This window comes from Moorena producens PAL-8-15-08-1, from assembly GCF_001767235.1.
In the GTDB taxonomy this organism is placed as follows: domain Bacteria; phylum Cyanobacteriota; class Cyanobacteriia; order Cyanobacteriales; family Coleofasciculaceae; genus Moorena; species Moorena producens_A.
Window position 1 is genome coordinate 7,440,429 of the sequence record NZ_CP017599.1, and the last position, 21,822, is coordinate 7,462,250.

At 43.4% G+C, this 21,822-nt stretch carries 6 protein-coding genes; 1 reads left to right on the forward strand and 5 read right to left on the reverse strand.

Features of this window, described 5'->3' with window-relative positions; translation table 11 throughout:
* Positions 1-6: 6 nt before the first annotated feature.
* The 5 genes from BJP34_RS27425 to BJP34_RS27445 all read right to left on the reverse strand — a co-directional run bounded on the left by BJP34_RS27425 (position 7) and on the right by BJP34_RS27445 (position 20,863).
* Positions 7-621 (reverse strand): chromophore lyase CpcT/CpeT, encoded by a 615-nt coding sequence (locus tag BJP34_RS27425; protein WP_070396915.1) that lies wholly within the window; start codon positions 619-621, stop codon positions 7-9.
* Positions 622-880: 259 nt separating this feature from the next.
* Entirely contained in the window at positions 881-2,041 is a 1,161-nt protein-coding gene (locus BJP34_RS27430; protein WP_083305372.1) for an esterase-like activity of phytase family protein, read from the reverse strand.
* A gap of 231 nt (positions 2,042-2,272) precedes the next feature.
* Entirely contained in the window at positions 2,273-11,353 is a 9,081-nt protein-coding gene (locus tag BJP34_RS27435) for a non-ribosomal peptide synthetase (RefSeq protein ID WP_070395079.1), read from the reverse strand.
* Positions 11,350-16,941: a type I polyketide synthase gene (locus BJP34_RS27440; protein ID WP_070395080.1), complete on the reverse strand. Its 5,592-nt coding sequence runs from the start codon at positions 16,939-16,941 to the stop codon at positions 11,350-11,352. The genes BJP34_RS27435 and BJP34_RS27440 overlap by 4 nt, the downstream gene beginning before the upstream one ends.
* A gap of 1 nt (position 16,942) precedes the next feature.
* On the reverse strand, positions 16,943-20,863 hold the full coding sequence (locus BJP34_RS27445; RefSeq protein ID WP_202972030.1) for an AMP-binding protein: 3,921 nt from the start codon (positions 20,861-20,863) through the stop codon (positions 16,943-16,945).
* Positions 20,864-21,651: 788 nt separating this feature from the next.
* Here BJP34_RS27445 and BJP34_RS44640 point away from each other — a divergent pair.
* Positions 21,652-21,792, forward strand: a complete 141-nt coding sequence (locus BJP34_RS44640) for a hypothetical protein (protein ID WP_158517506.1) — start codon at positions 21,652-21,654, stop codon at positions 21,790-21,792.
* The last annotated feature ends 30 nt before the right edge of the window (positions 21,793-21,822 follow it).

Sequence of the window (21,822 nt, forward strand, 5' to 3'; positions counted from 1 at the left end):
TTAATTTTATAGTTCAGTCAATTCCGGAGTTGGAATCAGCACTTCTGACGCGAAGCTAGTCTTACGTGCAAAATGAAATGCTCCAGCAATCGAACCCCAAATTAGTTCATCGGTTTGGGGGTCACGTCCCCTGTCAAGACTAATCAATGTTTCTTCCATTACTTCAAAGCTACTATCGAGATAGGTTTCTTTGTTATTGCGTACCACCAAGCAAGCTTTACCTGGTTCTACTTCGGCTTTGAAGCTGTGACCAGTCCAGGTAACATTGAACGTGCAACCAGCAAGCTTCTCTAGCTGTTGGGCACTCAGGGAGTTTAGACGTTCTAAATCACGGGAAGCTCCGTATAATAGTTTTTCATCCTGAACCTTGTAATTTTCGATTTTGATTTGCCCGTCTAGCTCAACAATCTTTAGTACCCGCACTCGGTAGGGGGTGTTGAGCATATAGTCATAGGCTTGCTCAAGGAACAAGCTACATCCATCTAGCACTGACCAAGGTAGAGGACGCATGCAGACGCGGATGTGAGCATACAATGGTGGATTCTCAAACGCCTGCTGTTGGTTACTAAAATCAGCTGCCATCCAGCGAGCTAAAGTAGCGATATCTGTAGAATGAGTCATTACCAGAACTGTTGAACTTAGAATAGCGGGAACTTCGGATGAAGTAGTGTTTGATGCCGTTGGTATCTTTAAGAATACATGGTCTTGATGCAGTCCCTTATGATTTGGGTTATGCATCAAGACCAATTGCTAAAAGTTTTAGTTGACAACCCCATCATGACCCTGATCCGAAGTTACCTATTCTGTATTTCACCTCAAGCAGCGCTATAACTGATAGCAAACGGCGCGAGAGCTTGGGAATAACTCTGTTTTGTTTGGGCTATGTCAAGCCTTTAATCCTAAACAACAGAAACTGTGTCACCTGAGCCTCACTAAAATTGTTATCACTCACCAAAATTAAACTCTGAGTGCCATCACTCAAGCGCGGACCAAGGGTCATTCCCTCTAAATTATCTAAGTAAATCCCCAATTCACTCAAATCCAACAACAACTTTTTTTGCAGTGGCTTAATCTTGGCAATATTACCCTTGAGACTAGCAATTTTGGTGGTATCGGTTGCTCCACCCATCACCACTTGATAAAGTTTTGCACTGAATCCAAATAAACCATAGGTACGCTCCAAACTCAGAAAATGTCCTGCGGTATCCACTGCTAATAACTCAGTCAAACCGTGAGCAATGGTGTTAGGGGGGTCTTGGTCGAGTAAGTAAAGATGTTCACTAACGAGCATTGGAGGAGTAACGTCTCCAATCAAATAGTGCAACCAACGAATTCCCGCTGCTTGTTCGGTCTCTGCTTCTGGCTGGTCTTGGTGTAAGGAGTACTCAGTGGCACTAAATAAGCGAAATGACTCTTGCCCACTGGCTGCAGCTAGGCTGATCGGTTCTAAGGTTAATGCTTCAAATCCTAAGTTATCTTGGATACCATTACTGACTGTTTCTAGGTCAGTATCATTCGGTAGATAACGCTGGGGAATTTTTAAATTTTGCAACTGTTGTCCTGTTGCTATATCAAACTGCCGAATGAATGGAGCAATGCCTTGATTAGTAGCCCCTTCACTAGAGATAAATACAGAATCTTTTCCAGACCAAGCAATCCCTTCTGGATCTAGGGTACCCCTTACAAAGGTTTCACCATTTTTATCTTTGAGAAAAGTGACATCTTCCACTTCTACGTTTTCAATCCCTATGTTTCCTGTATCGGTGGGATTGAAGGTTAGTTTTAGGGTGTAGAATCGCGCTGGAGCTAATCGAGAACGATCATCAGAAACAGCTAAAAAGCGATCGCGTTCCCGATCATAGGCCAATCCTGACAACCCTCCCACTACTGTATTGTTGAACTGCGTTTGGGGCAGTTGATACTCCCCTAAGAAGTTCACGGAAAGGTTGAGGAAAGTGCGTGCCTCTGCTGTGATGGCTGGTAAAAAGCTACAGGTAGTGGTGAGGCTACCCAGGAATATTATTACCACAACCCATAGCATCGTTGATAGTTTTTTAGGTTTTCTTAACATTAGGTCAGTCTAGCAGTACCTTAACTTACTTGTATTATTACGTGGTTCGACCAGAAGTGTTGATTGTTAAAAATTACCTAAAAAAAGCAAAAAAAAGTTTTGTAACCTGTTTTAAAAAAAACTATCGCATCATGTTTTTAAAACAGGTTACAAAACGAGTCTTGGATACAACATTATGTGATCGTATCTGCGGAATAAAGTTCAATCCTCCAAAAATCCACTTTCTCTGAAGTAGCAGAGGTAAGTTTTAAATAAATCCTGATTAACCTCCGGTAACTTGATACCACTTCCTCTTAAACCATCAACTACATTGCGACAATCGTACTCAATTAAGTTTGTTGTGCTCGATTCGATGTTTGTTGTGCTAGATGGTGATTCCGGGAAGTTAGGTAAGTAAGGGTAGAGAGGATTTTCCATATCCTCTATCAACTTGGAACGCCAATGAGTATAGTCAATTTCTTCCAAGCTATAGCCCAGGGAGCGCACCCAGTGAAAAATTTCCCTGAAAGGCACCGATTTTGGATTAATTAAATGGAATGCCTTCCCAAATAAACGGTTTTGTTGAGACAGACAAACAATTGCTCGGCTGACATAATCTACTGGAACAAGATTTTCTGCTAAACCACTCCAGCTAGGACAACGTTTGAGTTGAATACATCCTTTCACCAGTCGCGAGAGTAAGTCATCGAAACTAGAGACACCGGTTTGACTGTGACCACTAATCCTCGACGGTCGATAGATAGTGATGGGTAAACCTCGCTTGGCAGCTTCCCAAACTAACTGCTCTCCTACCCACTTGGTCTGAACATAGCCTAGTTTTGGTAAATCATAATGATTGGCAGTGGCTGACTCAAGAATGGGTTGCTCAGTTTGGGATATTGAGAATAGAGTAGAAACGTAATGAACCGGTTTTAGCTTCCCTAAACTGGCCAGTCTTAACACGTCTTGGGTTCCCAAAACATTTGCATCTTTTAAAAGAGCGTAAGACCACAGATGATGAACCTTAGCTCCAACGTGATAAACCACATCAATGTCTTGGCATAAATTATTATACTCCGTTGCTGAGAGTCCAAAACGACTGGTTCCTAAATCTCCGATGATGGGAATAATTCGAGATGTAAAATTCTCACTCGATAATCCAGTTGCTTCTAACTTGTTCAATAGTCTTTCTTTGCCAGCATCACGATTATCAGCCCGAACCAAACAATAGACAGTAGCAGTAGTTGTAGTCAAGAGTTCGGAAAGTAAATAAATTCCCAAGAAACCTGTGGCACCAGTTAGGAAAATTCGTTCAATTGGACTGACGATTGGCGCAATCGCAGTTGATGGCTGAATATCTGGATCTAAAGCAGCTTCTGCTTCTAAATCCCAAGTTTGGGATTGATAGTCTCCAGTTACTAAAGCTTGGTCGATTGCACTAGCCAAATCAGAAACAGAAGGATAATCAAATAATGCCCTTAGAGATAAATTAACCTCGAAGGCTTCACGAATGCGAAACATCAGTTGAGTGGCCAATAGGGAATGACCACCTAACTCAAAGAAACTATCATCAAGGCTAATACTTTCAGGGTGCAGGGAGAGAATTTCAGCAAAAAGACTAGCGATAAGAATTTGACTCTCTGTCTTCGGTGCTAGGAAGTCACTGCTTTGGCTGAAGGCAGCATCAGGGGCAGGTAAAGCAAAACGGTCTACTTTACCATTTGGTGTTAAGGGCAGAGTGTCTAAAGTAACGAAGGCAGAAGGTACCATGTAGTCTGGTAGTTTCTCTTTGAGGAATTCACGTAGTTGCTTAGTGCTTAGTGATTCTTCCTCACTGACAGAGTAGGCAACTAGGCGTTTGTTACCAGGAATATCTTCTGTTGCAATTACTACTGTCTGTTGGATTTGGGGGTGGGTGGATAGGACTGCTTCGATTTCCCCTAGTTCGATGCGGAAACCCCTGATTTTGACTTGGTTATCGATGCGACCGAGAAATTCGATATTACCGTCTGATCGGTATCTCGCCAAGTCTCCGGTTTTGTAGAGTCGTTGTGAAAAGGAACTAGAGAAGGGATTAGTGATGAATTTTTGTTTGGTTAGTTCTGGGCGGTTAAGGTATCCTCTGGCTAGTCCATCACCTCCGATGTAGAGTAATCCTGGTACTCCTATCGGTACTGGTTGCAGGTGTGAGTCTAAGATGTAAACTTGAGTGTTGGCGATGGGGCGACCGATAGAAGGTGCCTCAGTTGCTCCCTGGACTAACTTGGCTTGCGTCGAATAAGTTGTATCTTCTGAAGGACCATAAAGATTGTAAACAAATTCAATAGTTTGATGCTGGTAAAGTTGTTGGACAATTTGATTTTGTATCGGTTCACCGGCTAAATTGACAGTTTGCACCTGTGGGGGGATACCCTCAACCCTTAAGAGTTCCGCGATCGCGGAAGGAACTGTATTAATTAAAGTTATTTCAGAGGCTGTATCCAAGTTGGTGATATCCAAAGCATTTTGGGCTAAAATTACTCGGCCTCCATTAGACAAGGTCACAAATAACTCAAACACCGATAAATCAAAACAGATAGAAGTGGCCGCCAAAACTCCACTCATTTCGGAAGTGGTAAATGTTTGTTTTGACCAATGACATAACGCTACTGGACTGTGATGTTCAATGGCAACTCCCTTAGGTTGACCAGTAGAACCAGACGTATAAATTACATAAGCTAAATTATCTGAAGTTACCCCAACATCAAGATTCTCTCCACTGTGTTGTTCTATGGCTTCCCAATCACTATCCAAACAAACCACCTGTGCTGTATGTGATGGCAAAGATTCCAGCAACGACTGTTGAGTCAACAACACTTCAACACCCGAATCTGCCAACATATAACTCAGTCGTTCTGGGGGATAATTGGGGTCAAGGGGTACATAAGCACCACCTGCTTTCAGTATCCCCAACAGTCCTACCACCATCTGTATAGAACGTTCCACACAAATACCCACCAGTACCTCTGGTCCTACTCCCAGTGAAAGCAAGTGATGTGCTAATTGGTTCGCCCTTTGATTTAATTGACGGTAGGTCAACTGTTCTTGGTCAAACACCACAGCTATAGCATCGGGTGTTTTCTCTACCTGCTCTTCAACTAACTGATGAATACATTTATCTGTTGGATATGCACTGGCAGTATCATTCCACTCTACTAACAGTTGATGACGTTCCCTTTCACTCAACAAAGGTAACTCTGAGACTACCTGTTGGGGATTTTCGACAATGGCTGAGAAAATGGTTTGCAAATGTCCCAACATCCGCCTGATAGTATCTTCATCAAAACGAACAGGATCATAAATAATCTTAATACTCAACTGCTCTCCCGGAACGGCAATCACAGTCAGGGGATAATTAGTTTTCTCAAAACTCTTTATCTCTTCAAGCTCTAGCCAACTCTTGTTATTCAACAAAGAACTATCAACTGGATAATTCTCAAACACCAGAATACTCTCAAACAAAGGGATGCCCCCAGGCACCTCGCTCATCCCTTGAATTTCCACTAGGGGAGTATAACAGTATGTCTGTAATTGCGACATTAACTGTTGTATTTGTTGCCACCAATCTATTAGCTTATCCCCAGGAGATACTTGTAGACGTAATGGTAAGGTATTGATAAACAATCCCACCATAGTCTCCAGCCCATCCAAACTGGCTGAGCGACCAGAAACCGTCACCCCAAATACCACATCTTCATCACCACTATAACGACTTAATAATAAAGCCCAAGCCCCTTGTACTAGAGTTGATAACGTCACATAATGTTGTCGTGCTACAGATTCTAACTGACCGCTCACTTGATCAGATAAACGTAATTCCAATTCCTGATAATCCGAGTTTGGCTGGGGATTTTGATACGGATGCTTATCTACTACTAGGGGAGTGGGAGCACTAAAACCAACTAAGGTTTCTCGCCAAAACTTAGAGGCGGTTTCCTGGTCTTGCTCACTCAACCAAGCAATATAATCCCGGTAGGGACGTGGTGTTGGTAAATTACCAGTTTTTCCAGTCAGTTTCGCCTCATAGAAACTGAAAACTTCTTTAAAGATAATCGATAAACACCATCCATCAATCAGCAGATGGTGATAACTCCAGAGCAACTGGTAAGTCTCGTCACTGAGTTGAATTAAGGTACAGCTCATTAAGGGGGCAAGGTTTAGTTGAAAACCTGACTCCCTTTGTGTAGACAACATCTGTGATAATTGCTGTTGTTGCTCTGTTGCTGATAAGTCTCGCCAATCAAGATTACTCCAAGGTAACTCTACCTGTTTCAACACTACTTGTAGTGGAGTAGAGCGATTTTCCCAAACAAAGAATGTCCGTAGAGTTGAATACCTATCTACAACAAGTTGCCAACTCTCCCTCAAAGCCGCCACCTTGAGATTCCCCTTCAACTTAAAGGTCATCTGTTCAAAATACACCCCACTATCCGGAGCATATAGACTGTGGAACAGCATCCCTTGTTGCATGGGAGATAGGGGATAAATTTCAGCGATATTTTTCGTCTTGATAACAGCTAATAACTCATCAAGTTCTACTTGATTCAACTGTGCCAAAGGGAAATCCGATGGTGTATATCCAAAAGCTTCTTCTAACTGACAATGTTCTAGGATTGACCTGAGGGTCTTGTGATAGCTGTTGGCCAACTTTTCCACTGTGCCACGGCTATGGACATTACTACTGTAAATCCAATTTATGGTTAATTTCCCTTCTAGCACCAGACCGCTAACATCTAATAGATGGTCACGATGTTGCTTTTCACTTTGGTTCAATCCTGTGGATAATGACGCAAATTTCCAACCGGTTTGGGATTGGACTTGGTCAAATTGTCCTAGGTAATTAAAACTAATTTCGGCAGTGGGAATTGTCTGTAGTTGTTGATTAACCGTAGTGTCTTGACACAAGTAACGCAACAGCCCGTAACCGATGCCACGATTGGGAATAGCTCGTAATTGTTCTTTAATTGATTTGATTACCTCTGCCGGTTGGTTTAATGAAGTCAGTTGTAATAATACTGGGAACACAGTGGTAAACCAACCTACCGTCCGAGATAAGTCTACATCGGCAAATAGTTCTTCTCTGCCATGTCCTTCTAAGTCGATTACTATGGTTGAATTTCCGCTCCACTGAGCCAAAGACAGTACTAACCCACTAAGCAAGATATCGTTAATTTGTGTGTTGTAGGCTTGGTTGACTGACCCCAGCAGAGCCGTAGTTTCTTCTACACTCAATTCCCGAGATACATAACCAGCACTGCCAATGGTATTTTCTGAGTTAGGGTGACGATAATCATTGGGTAGTGGTGTGATCTTTGACCAAGGTTGGTTGAGCCAATAGTCTAACTCTTTCAAGAGTATTTCTGATTGTGCATAGTTGTTTAATTTATCAGCCCAATCTATAAAAGCGGTGGTTTTGGGACTTAGTTGTATGGGCTGTTGCTCGGTTAGTTGTTGATAAATTGTTGCTAGGTCTGATAATACAATTCGCCAACTTACCCCATCCACGGCTAAGTGATGAATAATGATTAGTAACCTCGCCGACCTGTCCTGACCTAGGTTAAACCGCACCACTTGCATTATTGGTCCGTCTTCTAGGTTTAAACTCCTTTGATAGTCCGTGGCAATTTTTGATAGGATAACTGCTTGTTCTTCTTCAGGAGTTGAGGATAAATCTACTAGGTCAAAGGGAACGTTATGGTCAAGAGATAGGTTATTTTGTTGGTACTCAGATGCCCCATCAGGGAATCGTAATCGTAGGGCATCATGATGCTCTAGTAATTTTCCTATGGCTATTTTGATGAATTCCGGATCCAGATGGTTGGGAATTTCCAATAAAACCGATTGGTTATAGTGGTGTGGCTCTTGCTTATTTTGGGCGAAGAAGCTTTTTTGAATTGGGGTCAACGGAGCCACTCCGGTCACTAGACCTTGTTGAGCATTGATACTAACCCCTGTGGTGGCTACCCTGGCTAGTTCGGCGATGGTTTGATGAAGAAATAGTTGTTGAGGAGTGATTTGTATTCCTGCGTTTTTGGCACGGGACACTACAAGAATGCTGAGAATGGAATCCCCACCGATTTCAAAGAAGTTGTCGTGGATGCTAACTTTGTCTTTCCCAAGTAATTCTTGCCAGAGGTTGGTTAAGATTTCTTCTATTTCTGTACGTGGTGCGACGTATTCCTCAACTCTGGTAATTTCCCCATCTGGTGCAGGTAAAGCAAAACGGTCTACTTTGCCATTTGGTGTTAAGGGTAGGGTCTCTAAAGTAACGAAGGCAGAAGGTACCATGTAGTCTGGTAGTTTCTCTTTGAGGAATTCTCGTAGTTGCTTAGTGCTTAGTGATTCTTCCTCACTGACAGAGTAGGCAACTAGGCGTTTATTACCAGGAATATCTTCTGTTGCAATTACTACTGTCTGTTGGATTTGGGGGTGGGTGGATAGGATGGCTTCGATTTCCCCTAGTTCGATCCGGAAACCCCTGATTTTGACTTGGTTATCCATGCGACCTAAATATTCAATCTTGCCATCACACAGATAACGGACTAAATCACCTGTTTTGTACAACTGTCCTTGACCAAAAGGATTGGGGATGAATTTCCCTTCACTCAAGGCAGCATTGTTGTGATAGCCTCTGGCAACGCCATCCCCACCTGTATACAACTCCCCAGACACCCCGATCGGCACAGGGTTTTGGTGGTTATCCAAAATATACACCCGGGTATTGGCAATGGGATAGCCGATGGGGATGGATCTGTCCGTCGGTTGCACCCCTTCGACTGGATAACAACAGGTGAAGGTCGTGTTTTCTGTTGGCCCATAACCATTGATCACTTGGCAATTTGGGAGCCCTTGAACTGCCTTGTAGATATGGGAGACCGACAGGACATCCCCCCCCGCCATCAGCCATTTTAGCCCTTGTAAATCGGCTAAGTGTTCATCCACCATTAGATGAAATAGGCCCGCCGTCAGCCAGAGGGTGGTGATTTGGTGTCTTTGTAGGGCTTGGCCTAGCTCCAATAAAGATGGCTGGTGCGGCGGTAAGATCACCAATTTGCCACCGTTGAGCAGCGGCCCCCAAATTTCCAAGGTAGCCGCATCAAAGGAGATCGGGGCTAATTGCAAGAACACATCATCTGTGGAAAACTCTATGAAATTAGTCTGTTTGACCAGCCTGACCACATTGCGATGGGTCACACTGACCCCTTTGGGGCGACCTGTAGAACCGGAGGTATACATGACATAAGCCAGATTGTCGCCCCTAACCCTTGGCAGGGCCAGGACTGATGTTGACAAACCTGCTACTAGGTCTGGCTGATCAAGACAAACCATCGTCGAGCCTGGTGGGAGATCAGCCACCAAGTTTGTTTGGGTTAACAACACCTCAACACCCGCATCGGCCAACATATAACTCAGTCGTTCTGGGGGATAATTGGGGTCAACAGGTACATAAGCACCACCTGCCTTGAGTATCGCCAACAGTCCTACCACCATCTGTACAGAACGTTCCACACAAATACCCACCAGTACCTCTGGTCCTACTCCCAAGCTTTGCAGGTAATGTACTAATTGGTTAGCCCTTTGATTTAATTGCTGATAAGTCAACTGCTCCTGCTCAAACACCACAGCTATAGCATCCGGTGTTTTCTCTACCTGCTCTTCAAATAACTGATGAATACATTTATCTGTTGGATATTCCCTGGTAGTATCATTCCACTCCACCAACAGTTGATGACGTTCCTCTGCACTCAACAAAGGTAACTCACCCACTCTAAGTTGAGGATTTTTCACAATTGCTGACAACAAATTTTGGAAATGAGCCGCCATGCGAGCAATGGTAGACCCATCAAACAAATCAGTGTTATACTTAAAAGTCCCTTTAACCGATGAACTCCCCTCCATGATTTCTAAATCCAAATCAAACAGACCTTCCTGTTGAGGGATTTCAAAAGGTCTTAGCTTCAATCCTGCCCAATCAATATCATTTTCTATTTCATTTACAATAAAATTCTGTATGTTTTGAGATTTTTGTAACTGTTGTAGAAGAAAAGAAGCCTGAAAAATTGGCGAACGACTGGGGTCGCGGTGTGGCTGTAACTTTTCTACTAGTAGAGCAAATGGGTAATCTTGATGAGTGAGTGCTTCGAGTACTGTTTGACGAACTTCGCTAAGAAACTCCTTAAAACTCAGATTATTAGATAAATTTGCCCGCATCACAACTGGGTCAACAAAGTAGCCCATGATCCCAGCAAACTCAGGTTGAGTTCTACCTGAGGTGGGAGAACCGACTAGAATATCCTCCTGACCTGTGTAACGATACAACAGCACCTGAAAAGCAGCTAAGAGTATCGTGTAAAATGTTGCTCCCAAGTTTTGAGCTAGTTCCTTAAGTTGCTTAGTGAGCTTGTCAGATAAATTGAAGTGATGGGAAGCACCATTATAGGTTTGTATCGGCCTACGCAATCGATCTGTAGGCAAATTCAGTACAGGCAACTCCCCTGACAGTTGTTGCTGCCAGTAGTTCCAGAGTCTTTCTCCTTGAGTTCCCTCCAAAATATCCCTCTGCCAACGAACATAATCTTGGTAGGAATGCTTCATTTGGGGAAGGGATGGCTCAACACCAGCCTTTTGTGCCTGGTACAGTTTTTCCAATTCCTGTATCAGCAGATCTATTGACCAGCCATCGCAAGCAATGTGATGTATGGTCAGCAACAGGATATGTTCAAAGTTAGAACGAGTAAACCACCTAACTCGCATAACTGGTCCTCGTTCGAGGTCAAAGGGAAATTGATGAGCCTCAACCACTTTCGCTTTAAGTTCATCTTCACTCCAACTAGAAGCATCAAAAAGCAAGAAATCTAATTCTTGATTGTCATGCACCTGTTGAATTGGTTCAGATCCGAGTTTGGGAAAAGTAGTACGCAAGATCGGATGGCGTTCCCTTAGCACCCTCAATGCCTTTTCCATTGCTGTCATATCTACCACTGAGTAAATACGAGCAGGGAATGATCGGTTATAAGCATGACTTTGGGGTGCTAATTGCCACAAAAACAAAAGTGCTTTTTGACCGTAGGAAAGTTGAGAGACATTCAAAATATCTGGGCGATCGCGCAGCAACTCTAAGATTTCGGCTTTGTGTTGTTTCAGTTGGGCTAATACCAAAGCAGTTGATTCTTCGTTTGGTGCACAATAGCGCAGTCGATTTCCCTCGTTCCATAATTTCCAACCTTTTATGACAAGGTCTTGCAAAAACTCCAATAAATTCATAGTTCCCCCTCAATCAAATCACTATCCTTTGCATTACTCAAGAGAGTTTGCTCGTCCTCATCTTGTTCAAGTCTTTGAGTTATATCAATTTGGGTCAGTTGCCCATTCACTTCAGTCGCCAAACCAACGATACTGATATCTTCTATAAATTTGACTATGGGCACATCAACTCCCAAGTCATTTTGAACACGATTCCGCAATTCCACAGCCATCAGGGAGTCAAGTCCCATGGTGTTAAGAGGCTGTTGCACATCAATTTGGAAAGCTGTCATCCCCAGTACCTTGGCCACTTCAGTTTGAAGGTGAGTTATCAAGAGCTTTTTTCTTTCTATTTGAGAAGATGCTTTTAATCGTTTTAAAAGCTTATAATCCTTGGCTTGTGTGGTCTCGGCTACAGAAAATGCCTCTAATAAAGGCATTTTTATCCCTCCAGACAGTTGCCCCAAAAATTGAGACCAATTAATGGCCAACACCCCAACTTGGGTAGACTTTTGGCCCAACAACTTAGCTAAAGCCTGTAATCCTCGCTCTGGAGAAATGGGACTAATTCCCTGAGCCTGCATCCGGGTGAGGTGTTGACTTTCCAAGCGACTGGCCATTCCCCCTTCATCCCACGCTCCCCAGTTGATGCTCAAGCCTGGTAAACCTAGACTCCGACGATGATGGGCGATCGCATCCATAAAAGCATTGGCTGCGGCATAATTTCCTTGACCTGGTGAACCAAGTAGTGAAGCCATAGAGGAAAAACACACAAAAAAGTCCAAAGGAAGATTCTGAGTTAAAGAGTGTAAATGCCAAGTCCCTTGTACTTTCGGTGCCATAACTCGTGTAAATTCCGCCCAACTCATCTGTTGCAGTAAACCGTCATCCAATAACCCAGCCGCATGAATTACACCTCGTAAGGTCGGTAAAGATTCTTGGATTTGTGAGAGAATTTTAGTAGCATCTTCTTGTTGGGAGATATCCCCACACAGGACTAATACTTGGGCTCCTGCCTCTTGCAATTCCTTAATAGTTTGTTGAGCAAAAACTGATGGCTGCTTACGTCCGGTGAGTACTAAATGTCTTGCTCCTTGTTCCACCATCCAACGGGCTGAGTGTAACCCCAAAGCCCCCAATCCTCCAGTAATTAGATAACTGAATTCAGATTGGATAGAAACTTGGTTATTAGCAGCTTCTGACATTGATGCTACTACCTGTGTTGATGTTAGAGATTTTTGCTGCCGCTCTAACCTGGCCACATAACGTACCTGTTGACGGTAAGCAATTTGGTTTTCATCACCAGGAGACAATATTTCCTGCAACAAAGCTGCTACTGCTTGGTTTTCTTCCACAGTAGGGTCTAAGTCTAAACATCGGCATTGTAATTCCCTATGTTCTTGGGCAATTACTCGACCTAACCCCCATAAAGGTGCTTGTTGGAATTGTATGGGAAGGGACTGGTTAGCCACTGATTGGGAGCCTTGGGTTACTAGCCACAAGGTCGGACTTTTTAGATCTTGATTTTTGACTATGGCTTGTACTAAATGAAGTACACTGCCACAACATAAGTCTTGAGACTTTTGCAACTCCTGTGTAGATTTCAGTGGTGCTAGTGTTTCTTGTAAACTCCACAGGTGGACAATGCCTCGTAATGGGGGTTGTTGCTCTAAGCTTTCTTGCAATAGTCGTGGAAATTCACTGACCTTAATCGGATTGATTTGATAATGTTGAGAATCTAACTGTTGGTAATTCTCCCCTGGTGTAACTAAGATACAATGCTGACCTTGTTGGGTTAAGGATTCTGCCAGATGTTTGCCTATACCTGTGGGTGGGCAAAACAGCAGCCAACTACCGGGTTTTGTTAAATCAATTGATTGGTTGTCAAGTGAAGTTGATTGTGGTTGCCAATGGATTTGATATAACCAATCACCATGATCTACCTGCAAACTTCTCAAAAATGCTTCGCGGGGAGCGCGCCGAAGAGTAAAACCATCAATGCGTCCAAAGGCTTGAGCCATCTCATCGAGCAGATGGATATCATAAGCAAGGGTCTGCAATTGTTCGTTGATGCGAGTGGGTTGATTAACGTAGGCATAGAAGCGGCGCGGCGCTGTGCGGCTCAGGGTCATTCCCTGCACCTTCCATGGAGCCCAAAATACTCCTGCTTCATCTTGAAGAGGGTCTAAAGTTTCAGGAGATAGGCGGGTACACGCATCAAGGAGGACTGGATGGATTGGTTCCCCAGCCAGCTGGGATTCCAGAGCTTCTGGTACTTCAATTTCCAACAGGGAAATTCCTTCTCCTATCCAAGCCTGACGGACTGCCTCTAGCATCGGACCGTAAACCAAAGACACTTTAGCATAAATATCCTTCAGTACATCAGCGTCAATGGGTCTCAACTGTTGACGCAGAGATTTTATGTCTACTTTTAAGGCGGGTATTGAGGGTGGGGTATTTAACAGGGTAATTTCAGCGTGCTGTTGCCATTGGCCTCCCTCAGTGGCATCTCTACTAAAAACTTCCACCTTTTGCTTAGTCTGATTACTATCAGCAGGATGAATCAAAAGTTGTGTTTCACGGGTAGCATTAGGTGTGGCCAGAATTAGGGGTTGTATAAAGTTAACCTCCTCCACTGCTGCCGGTGTGCCCACTGCTGCAAATGTCATGGCGATGTAGCTGACACCGGGAATTACAGCAGTGTCGTAGACTCGGTGGTCTCCAATCCAGGCACAGTTGCTTAGGTTTATGTGCTGGTGGTAAATTGTCTGACCAGTGGCTGCCAATTCTACCTTACTTCCCAACAGTGGGTACATCTGTTGGTTCAGTCGTTTAGAATATCCCTGGGAAGTCTCTATCCAATAGCGTTGCCGTTGCCAGGGATAAGTGGGCAATACCACCTTACTACGTGAATAATAGTTATCAAACCCTAACCAATCTACTTTGACTCCCCGCACATATAACTCTGTTAAACTTTGTAGCATTTGCTGCCAGTCTTCTTGACCAGGACACAAAGAAGGCAACCATACTCCTACATCTTCTGGCAAACACTGCCTTGCCATACCTAACAAAATTGGTTTGGATCCAATTTCTAGGAAGACTTCATAACCTTGTTGGTGCAAGGTCTCCATACTTTGGGCAAACTTCACCGGTTGACAGACATGATTTACCCAGTAGCTAGCTGTGGCAATACTCTCGTCGGCTATAGCTCCTGTCACATTGGAAATCAGGGGAATTCGGGGTTGATTGTAGGTTATTTGATGGGCTACTACTTCAAACTCTGCCAACATCGGTTCCATTAAGGGTGAATGGAAGGCGTGGGATACTTGCAGTTGTTTGGTTTTGATTCCTTCTGCTTCTAAGCTGTCCCTAACTGTCTTAATCGTTTCTGCTGCACCAGAAACTACAGTGCTAACAGACCCGTTGATGGCTGCTATTGCTACTTTGTCTGAATATGGGGCAATCAGTTGATTTACTTTCTCGTATGATGCCATCACCGCTACCATCTCTCCTCCAGAAGGTAACTGCTGGATTAACCTTCCCCGATGGGCAATCAGTTTTAGGCCATCTTCTAAACTAAATACTCCTGCTACACAAGCGGCCACATATTCCCCCACACTGTGACCCATCACCACATCCGGTTCAATCCCCCAAGATTTCCACAACTGGGCTAGGGCATATTCGATGGCAAATAGAGCTGGTTGAGTATAGGCAGTTTGGTCAATGAGAGAACTATTTAATTCTTTAGTATTTTCCGGATAAATAACGTCTAAAATAGATTTTTCTAAATAAGGTTTGAGAATTTGCTCGCACTGGTCTAAGGTACGACGGAAGAGGGGTTGGGTTTGATAGAGTTCTCTTCCCATGTTGATATACTGAGAACCTTGTCCAGTAAACAAGAAAGCTATTTTCGGGGATTTATGATTACTAGAGAGTTCTCCTGAGAATACACCATTAGCTTCTTCGGCTGCACTAATTTTTGCTAATTTATCGGCGGCCTCTTGTTGGTCAGACGTAACAATAGCGAGACGATGGCTAAAATGGTTACGCCCTGTATTAGCCGTGAAGCAAACATCTGCGTACGCTGCTGTGGAATTATTCCCTAAAAATTTTTCATAAGATTGTGCTAACTCAAGCAGAGCTTTTTTAGATTTTGCCGATAGCGTTAATATATGGTGCGTACGCTCACTTAACTCTTCACTTTTGCCTTGTCCTGGTGCTTCTTCTAAGATAATATGAAGGTTTGTCCCACTCATGCCAAAAGAACTTACCCCCGCCAAACGTCCTTTTTCCCCTGATTCCCAAGGAGTTAATGCCGTTGGCACTGTAATCGGTAATTTCTGCCAGGGAATATGAGGGTTTGGCTCTTTCAAATGGAGATGGGGAGGAATCTGCTGATGCTGCAATCCCAGAACCACCTTGATCAGACCCGCTACCCCTGCAGCACCTTCAAGATGACCAAAATTAGTTTTTACTGAACCAATATTCAAAGGCTGATCTTGTGCTCGACCTTGACCTAAGATCTTCCCCAGTGCTAGAACTTCAATGGGATCTCCGAGAGATGTCCCAGTTCCGTGAGCTTCTACGTATTGAATTTGGCTTGGTGTTACCCTGGAATTTTCTAAGGCTTGCTGGAGTAAAGCCTCCTGAGCAGAGCCATTGGGAGCTGTGAGTCCATTACTTTTACCATCATGATTGACGGCTGAACCCCGAATTAAAGCAAAAATCTGGTCTCCATCAGCTACTGCATTAGATAAACGCTTGAGAACTACAATTCCACAGCCTTCTCCTCTACCGTAACCATCCGCCGAAGCATCAAAGGTTTTGCAACGACCATCAGTAGACAAAGCTTTGAGTTTACAAAAACCAATTGTTGCTTCTGGGGTGAGAATTAGGTTAACTCCACCAGCTAAAGCTAGATTACACTCTCTATAACGTAAACTCTGACAAGCCAGGTGAACCGATAAAAGCGAGGAAGAACAACTTGTATCTAAAAAGAAACTCGGACCATTGAAACCAAAAATATATGCTAAGCGTCCTGCAGCAATACTGCGAGTATTGCCCAAACTGCTGTAGGCATCCATCCTGGTTGGATCTCCAGAGTTAACGCTAAAGCGGGAATAATCCTCAAAGCAGATCCCCATAAATGCTCCGGTTTGGCTACCTTGAAGTTGATCCGGTGCTAACCCTGCATGTTCTAATGCTTCCCAACTCACTTCTAACAGCAACCGTTGCTGAGGGTCCATAGCAGTAGCTTCTCGGGGAGAAATCCCAAAAAATTGAGGGTCAAATTGGTCTACCTCTTCCAGAAATCCTCCATAGCGAGTATACATTTTGCCTGGAACATCTGGATCTGGGTGATAGTAATCTTTTATATCCCATCGCTCCCCAGGAATTTCAGTAATGCTATCAACTCCATTTTTCAACAGTTGCCAAAAGCTTTCTGAATCTTTCACCCCCCCTGGAAACCGACAACCCATACCAACAATAGCAATCGGTTCACTCTTTTGCCGTTGTAGTTCTTCTAATTGAGTGCGTGCTTGTTTAAGAGCCAAGAGTAACCGTTTTGAGGAAGCCAGGGACTCATTTTCTTCCTTAATTTGCTTCATATTAATTTTCTGTCAATAAGTTTTCCAGAGCCAATAATTCTTCAGCAATAGATGTCTCAATTTGAGTTTCCAGAGGTTTTTCCAATTCTAAGGTAGTAGTCTTAGCCTCCTCCTGGCCAGAAGGTGAAGCTTCTAAATCATCCTCCTTTGTTGACGTTTTACTAGCCAAGTATTGAGCCAAGGATTCTATAGTTGGAAAATTCCAGAGACTCGTTGCGTCTAAGGAAGTTTGCAGCCAATCTTCTAAGGCTTGTACTAAGTCTACTGCCAACACCGAATCCATGCCATAATCGGCAAAAGATGTCTGGCGATTAATAGTTTCTCTCTGAATACCTGGTTGTTTGGCCAACCAGCTTTCTATCCAAATTACAATCTGATCATAATTATAAACTTCCTGATTATCTAAAAGCTGAGCAGTTTTAGGCTCTACAGCAACATTTGTTGTCTCCTGGTAGGGATTCAACTCTACATCTAAATTTTTCTTTGATTTTACTGTAGATGTTTGACGCATAAATTCATCCAGTTCATGGTCAATTCCTGGCAGAGTTTGTTCTATATCGCCAATTTTTTCGGCGTAATCCTTTATTCGAGCGGTGATATTCTCAGCGTCAGATTCCACCATCTCTGCTGGTGTTCCCATCAGTACAAGCTGGAGTTTTTGCTCGAACTGTAATTCAGCCCAAGTTGCAGCAATCTGCAAAGGTTCAGAACTTAACTGTTTCAAATTTCGTTTCACCGCTGCCAAGAGAATAGCCCAAGTTGCTACTTCACCTGTACAAACATAAGCCCATCGTAAAGCGGTATGATCTTCGCAAAATCGGCTCTTATTCCTTAAGCGATCGCTAATTTCTGCTGTAGCATTTTTTAGACGTTCAGCCACTTCGGGAACTTTCAATGTCTTAGATAAGAATTGGTAAAGCTCTTCTGGTTTCTGAATCACACGAGACCCCAAGAACATATTGAGAGTTTCCGTCGGGCCTTCAAAAATGCGAAAAACTCTGGCATCACGGTAGATTTGAGGGGCAATGTTTGTTTCAATATAGCCGCGACCGCCGAGTAACTGAATCAGGTTGTCAGCAGCCTGCCAGAAAAACTCAGGCCCTGATGTTTTGCAAGCCGTGTAGACTTCTTCAGGAATAGAATATCCCCTATCCAATAACTCGGCAGTCGTGAAAACTAAATTTTCTAAGACAGTAATAGCGGCTGTCAGATCGCTCAAACGAACTAACGTAACTGGATTATCGAGTAAACGACCTGTGGAGACCAAACGACGCTCACCATAGCGAAGCATCAACTGAGCGCAGCGTTTCATACCACCAATGCATCCAGCCGCCAGACCCAATCTACCGTGCATCATGGCATCTTGAGCTACTTTTATCCCAGCACCTGGTTCTCCCAAAAGTTGCTCTGGAGTTACCGATACTCCATCGAGAAATATGGCATTTTGAACCATACCCCGCATTCCCATAGTCAGGGCTTCGGAACCAATTCGCAAGCCTTTTGTTCTCTGGGGCACTACGAAACCACTAATTCCCATCGGTTTCCCATCGGGATCGAGCTGCTGTACAAAAATATTGATAACACTAGACCATGCAGCCGAACCACTCCAAATTTTAGAACCTTCCAATAACCAACCACCATTAGGATTCGGTATTGCTCGTGCGGATATGGCTCGGGGATTGGAACCTGCCCCCGGTTCTGTTAAGGCGTAGGCTGCTATTTCTCGACCTGTAGCTAGGTTGGGAAGTAATTGCTCTTTTTGAGCTAGGGAGGCATATTTCATAATCGGACGAACCCCAAGGACGTTATGATTGCCAACAAACAATGTTAGGGTTTGATCTATGGCTCCCAACTGCTCAATAATCCTTAAGGTATCAACATTGTTCAGACCTATTCCGCCATACTTAAAAGGTACTTGTAGGCCGAAAAACCCACGGTTTCCAAAATCTAGAACAATATGAGGTGGAATGCAACGTCTTTCATCAATTAAGCGAGAGTTAATGCGAAATGATGCATAGTCACGCAACCATTCAAGCAGTTCATCGGCACGGGATTGGCTGGCTTTATCTTGGCTATTTAGTACTCTGTGTCCATTGCTTAGAGTTGGCATAAAGCTAGTAGTTTTTTCAGTGAAAGATTCATCGGGTCTCTGCTTAATAGTTATTGGTTCCACTAACTCGTTTTCAATCCACTCACCCACCAAATTTAGTTGCTTATTTAGCCAGTAATGGCGACAAGCATGACGCTGATTTTTTCCACTGGAAGTCTTAGGAAGACTGCCAGTTTTAAGTAGTAATACTCCATAAACCTTCAACTCATGCTCCATCCAGATGCCATGACGAACGGCAGATACTACCTCCTCTGTGTTGAGCTTGCGTAGGTGAGTTCGTTCCACCTCACAAGCAACCACCAAGCGCTCCTCTTCATCCCTCTCTACAGAAAATGCAGCACACCCATGACTTCGTAGAGAAGGATGGCTGTTTTCAACTGTTAATTCAATATCTTGGGGATAATGATTGCGACCTCTAATTATAATTAGATCCTTTAGTCTTCCTGTAACAAAAAGTTCCCCCTTACTAAAAAATCCTAAGTCCCCTGTACGTAAAAAAGGTCCGTCTCCTGTATCTTTAAGATAAGCTTGGAACGTTTCTTTTGTGGCTTCGGAGCGATTCCAATACCCAAAAGTTACACTGCCACCCCTAACCCAAATCTCTCCCACTTGTCCTGGTTCACAGAGAGTTAACGACTCTGGGTTAACGATAATTACTTTTGTGTCCAGGTAAGGACTACCAACACCAACAAAGCTTCGACTTTCATCCGAGTAAATTTCACTCTCTACTACCAAATTTTGTTCTAGATCTCCAGCTTTAACTACCTGAATCACTGGCTGTTTATTCTTGTACCCACCCGTAACAAATAGGGTGGCTTCTGCTATTCCATAACAAGGATAAAATGCACTCCGACGAAAACCACAATAAGCAAATTTTTTCGTGAATTTTTCTAGGGTTTCTGCTTTGATTGGTTCTGCCCCATTAGCCGCTACATCTAAACTACTTAAGTCAAGAGCTTCTAAACTTTCCTGATTAACCTTACTCACACATAGATCGTAAGCAAAATTAGGCCCTCCAGTGATAGTTGCCCGATATTTGGAAATGGCTTTTAACCAGCGAATTGGCTTCATCAGAAACGCGGCTGGGGGCATCAGAATATAAGAAATTCCGACAAAACATGACTGCAAGGCGTTACCAAGTCCCATATCGTGAAATAAAGGCAGCCAAGACACATAAATACTATCTCGAGTATTACCCGTAGCTAGTTGAATTACCTGCTGGTTGTGGATGATATTGCCATGGGTCACCATTACCCCTTTGGGTGTTCCCGTGGAACCGGACGTATATTGCAAAAAAGCTAAATTCGACCCTGTCACTGATAATGGTGCAAACTCTTGACTATCAGCAACAATTGTATCGGTAGCTACCAACTTCAACTGCGCTAACTCGGCATCACTTGCCCACCTTTGCTCAAGGTCAGCCAATATCGATGTGGTAGTCAGTGCAATACACGCTTGGGCATCATTAACAATATTTAGCAAGCGAGACAATTTCTGATTACGCCTGGGAGGATAAACGGGAACCGCCACAACCCCTGCATACAAACAGCCAAAGAAAGCGCTAATGAACTCTAATCCAGAAGGGTATAACAATAAAGCTCGTTCTCCTGGGATTGATTGGAGATGGGCTGCGATCGCTCTTGCTTTTGCATCTAATTCCGAGTAGGTAAAACTCTGTGATTCGGTTTCTCCGTCATGGAGAAAGATATAGGCGACCTGATCAGGTTGAGCTTGCGCTCTTTCGCCTAATAAATCAACTAAACTCAAGAATTTCGACTCCCCATTGGGGAAATAATTTACACAACTCGTCACTTAGCTAATCCCTTAACAAGCAGTTCAAAAAAGTCAGATACCAATAATTATTTAATCAAGTTGTCATTCCACAGTCAAGCCAAAGAAGTAGTTTAAGTCCTTAGCTTGCTCACAACTCGTAACTAGTCTGCGTTTGTTATCCAGTCAGGTGGGAAAGTAGGTCAGGGTATTCCCACCTTACTAAGCGCGATAAGTGAGTGATTGTGCGTTGAAAGTGAGAGCATCGATAAGGGTTATATAGTAAGACAACACGATCAGGCAAGTTAATCGACAAATCTAGCTTTCAGTGATCAGGCGGTTGGGTGGCAAATCCCTAGTATTCGTGTTCTGCGATCGCCATTATTGCCAAGTTGTGGTAAACACAGTGTTATTCTAAATAGATCTCTGGCAGAGGTGTTAAATTGTGAAACAAAACTTTACAAAAATCTGCCCATTTTTACGATATTTATAGGGCTCTTCCACAGTGACTATGCCGTCGTGTTAGTTAAAACAACGAAAGATTGGCAAGACTGGGAGGAACATCTTAAGAGACTGGAACAACTCCCTTCGTCAGGTAACTAGGAAGGGGTTAAAGACAAGGTAGTTTTTCGATTACTTGATGCCGCTGATTGTAGCATTCATCAACAGCGGTAACGGGTCTTCATTGTTAGCTTAACATAAAATTTAAGTATCCAATAGTCTTTATAAAAAACAACTATTGATAGCTGGCCGATTAGATGAAATTAAAATCAAAAAAATAGGCGTATAAATACTATCCACGGCTATTTCAGTGCTGCAAACCCTATGTCATGTCTATCAGTTTCCGAATCAATATTGGTGGGAAAACCAATCGTGCTTTGGTCACCTTTGAACGGGAATTGATTGAAATTTTAGAGCAGGTGGGTGAATCCTCCCAGACGGTAGAACCTGTACTGGCTAAATCTGCTTAGTATTTAGGGATGCAGCTTCCGAACAGGGGA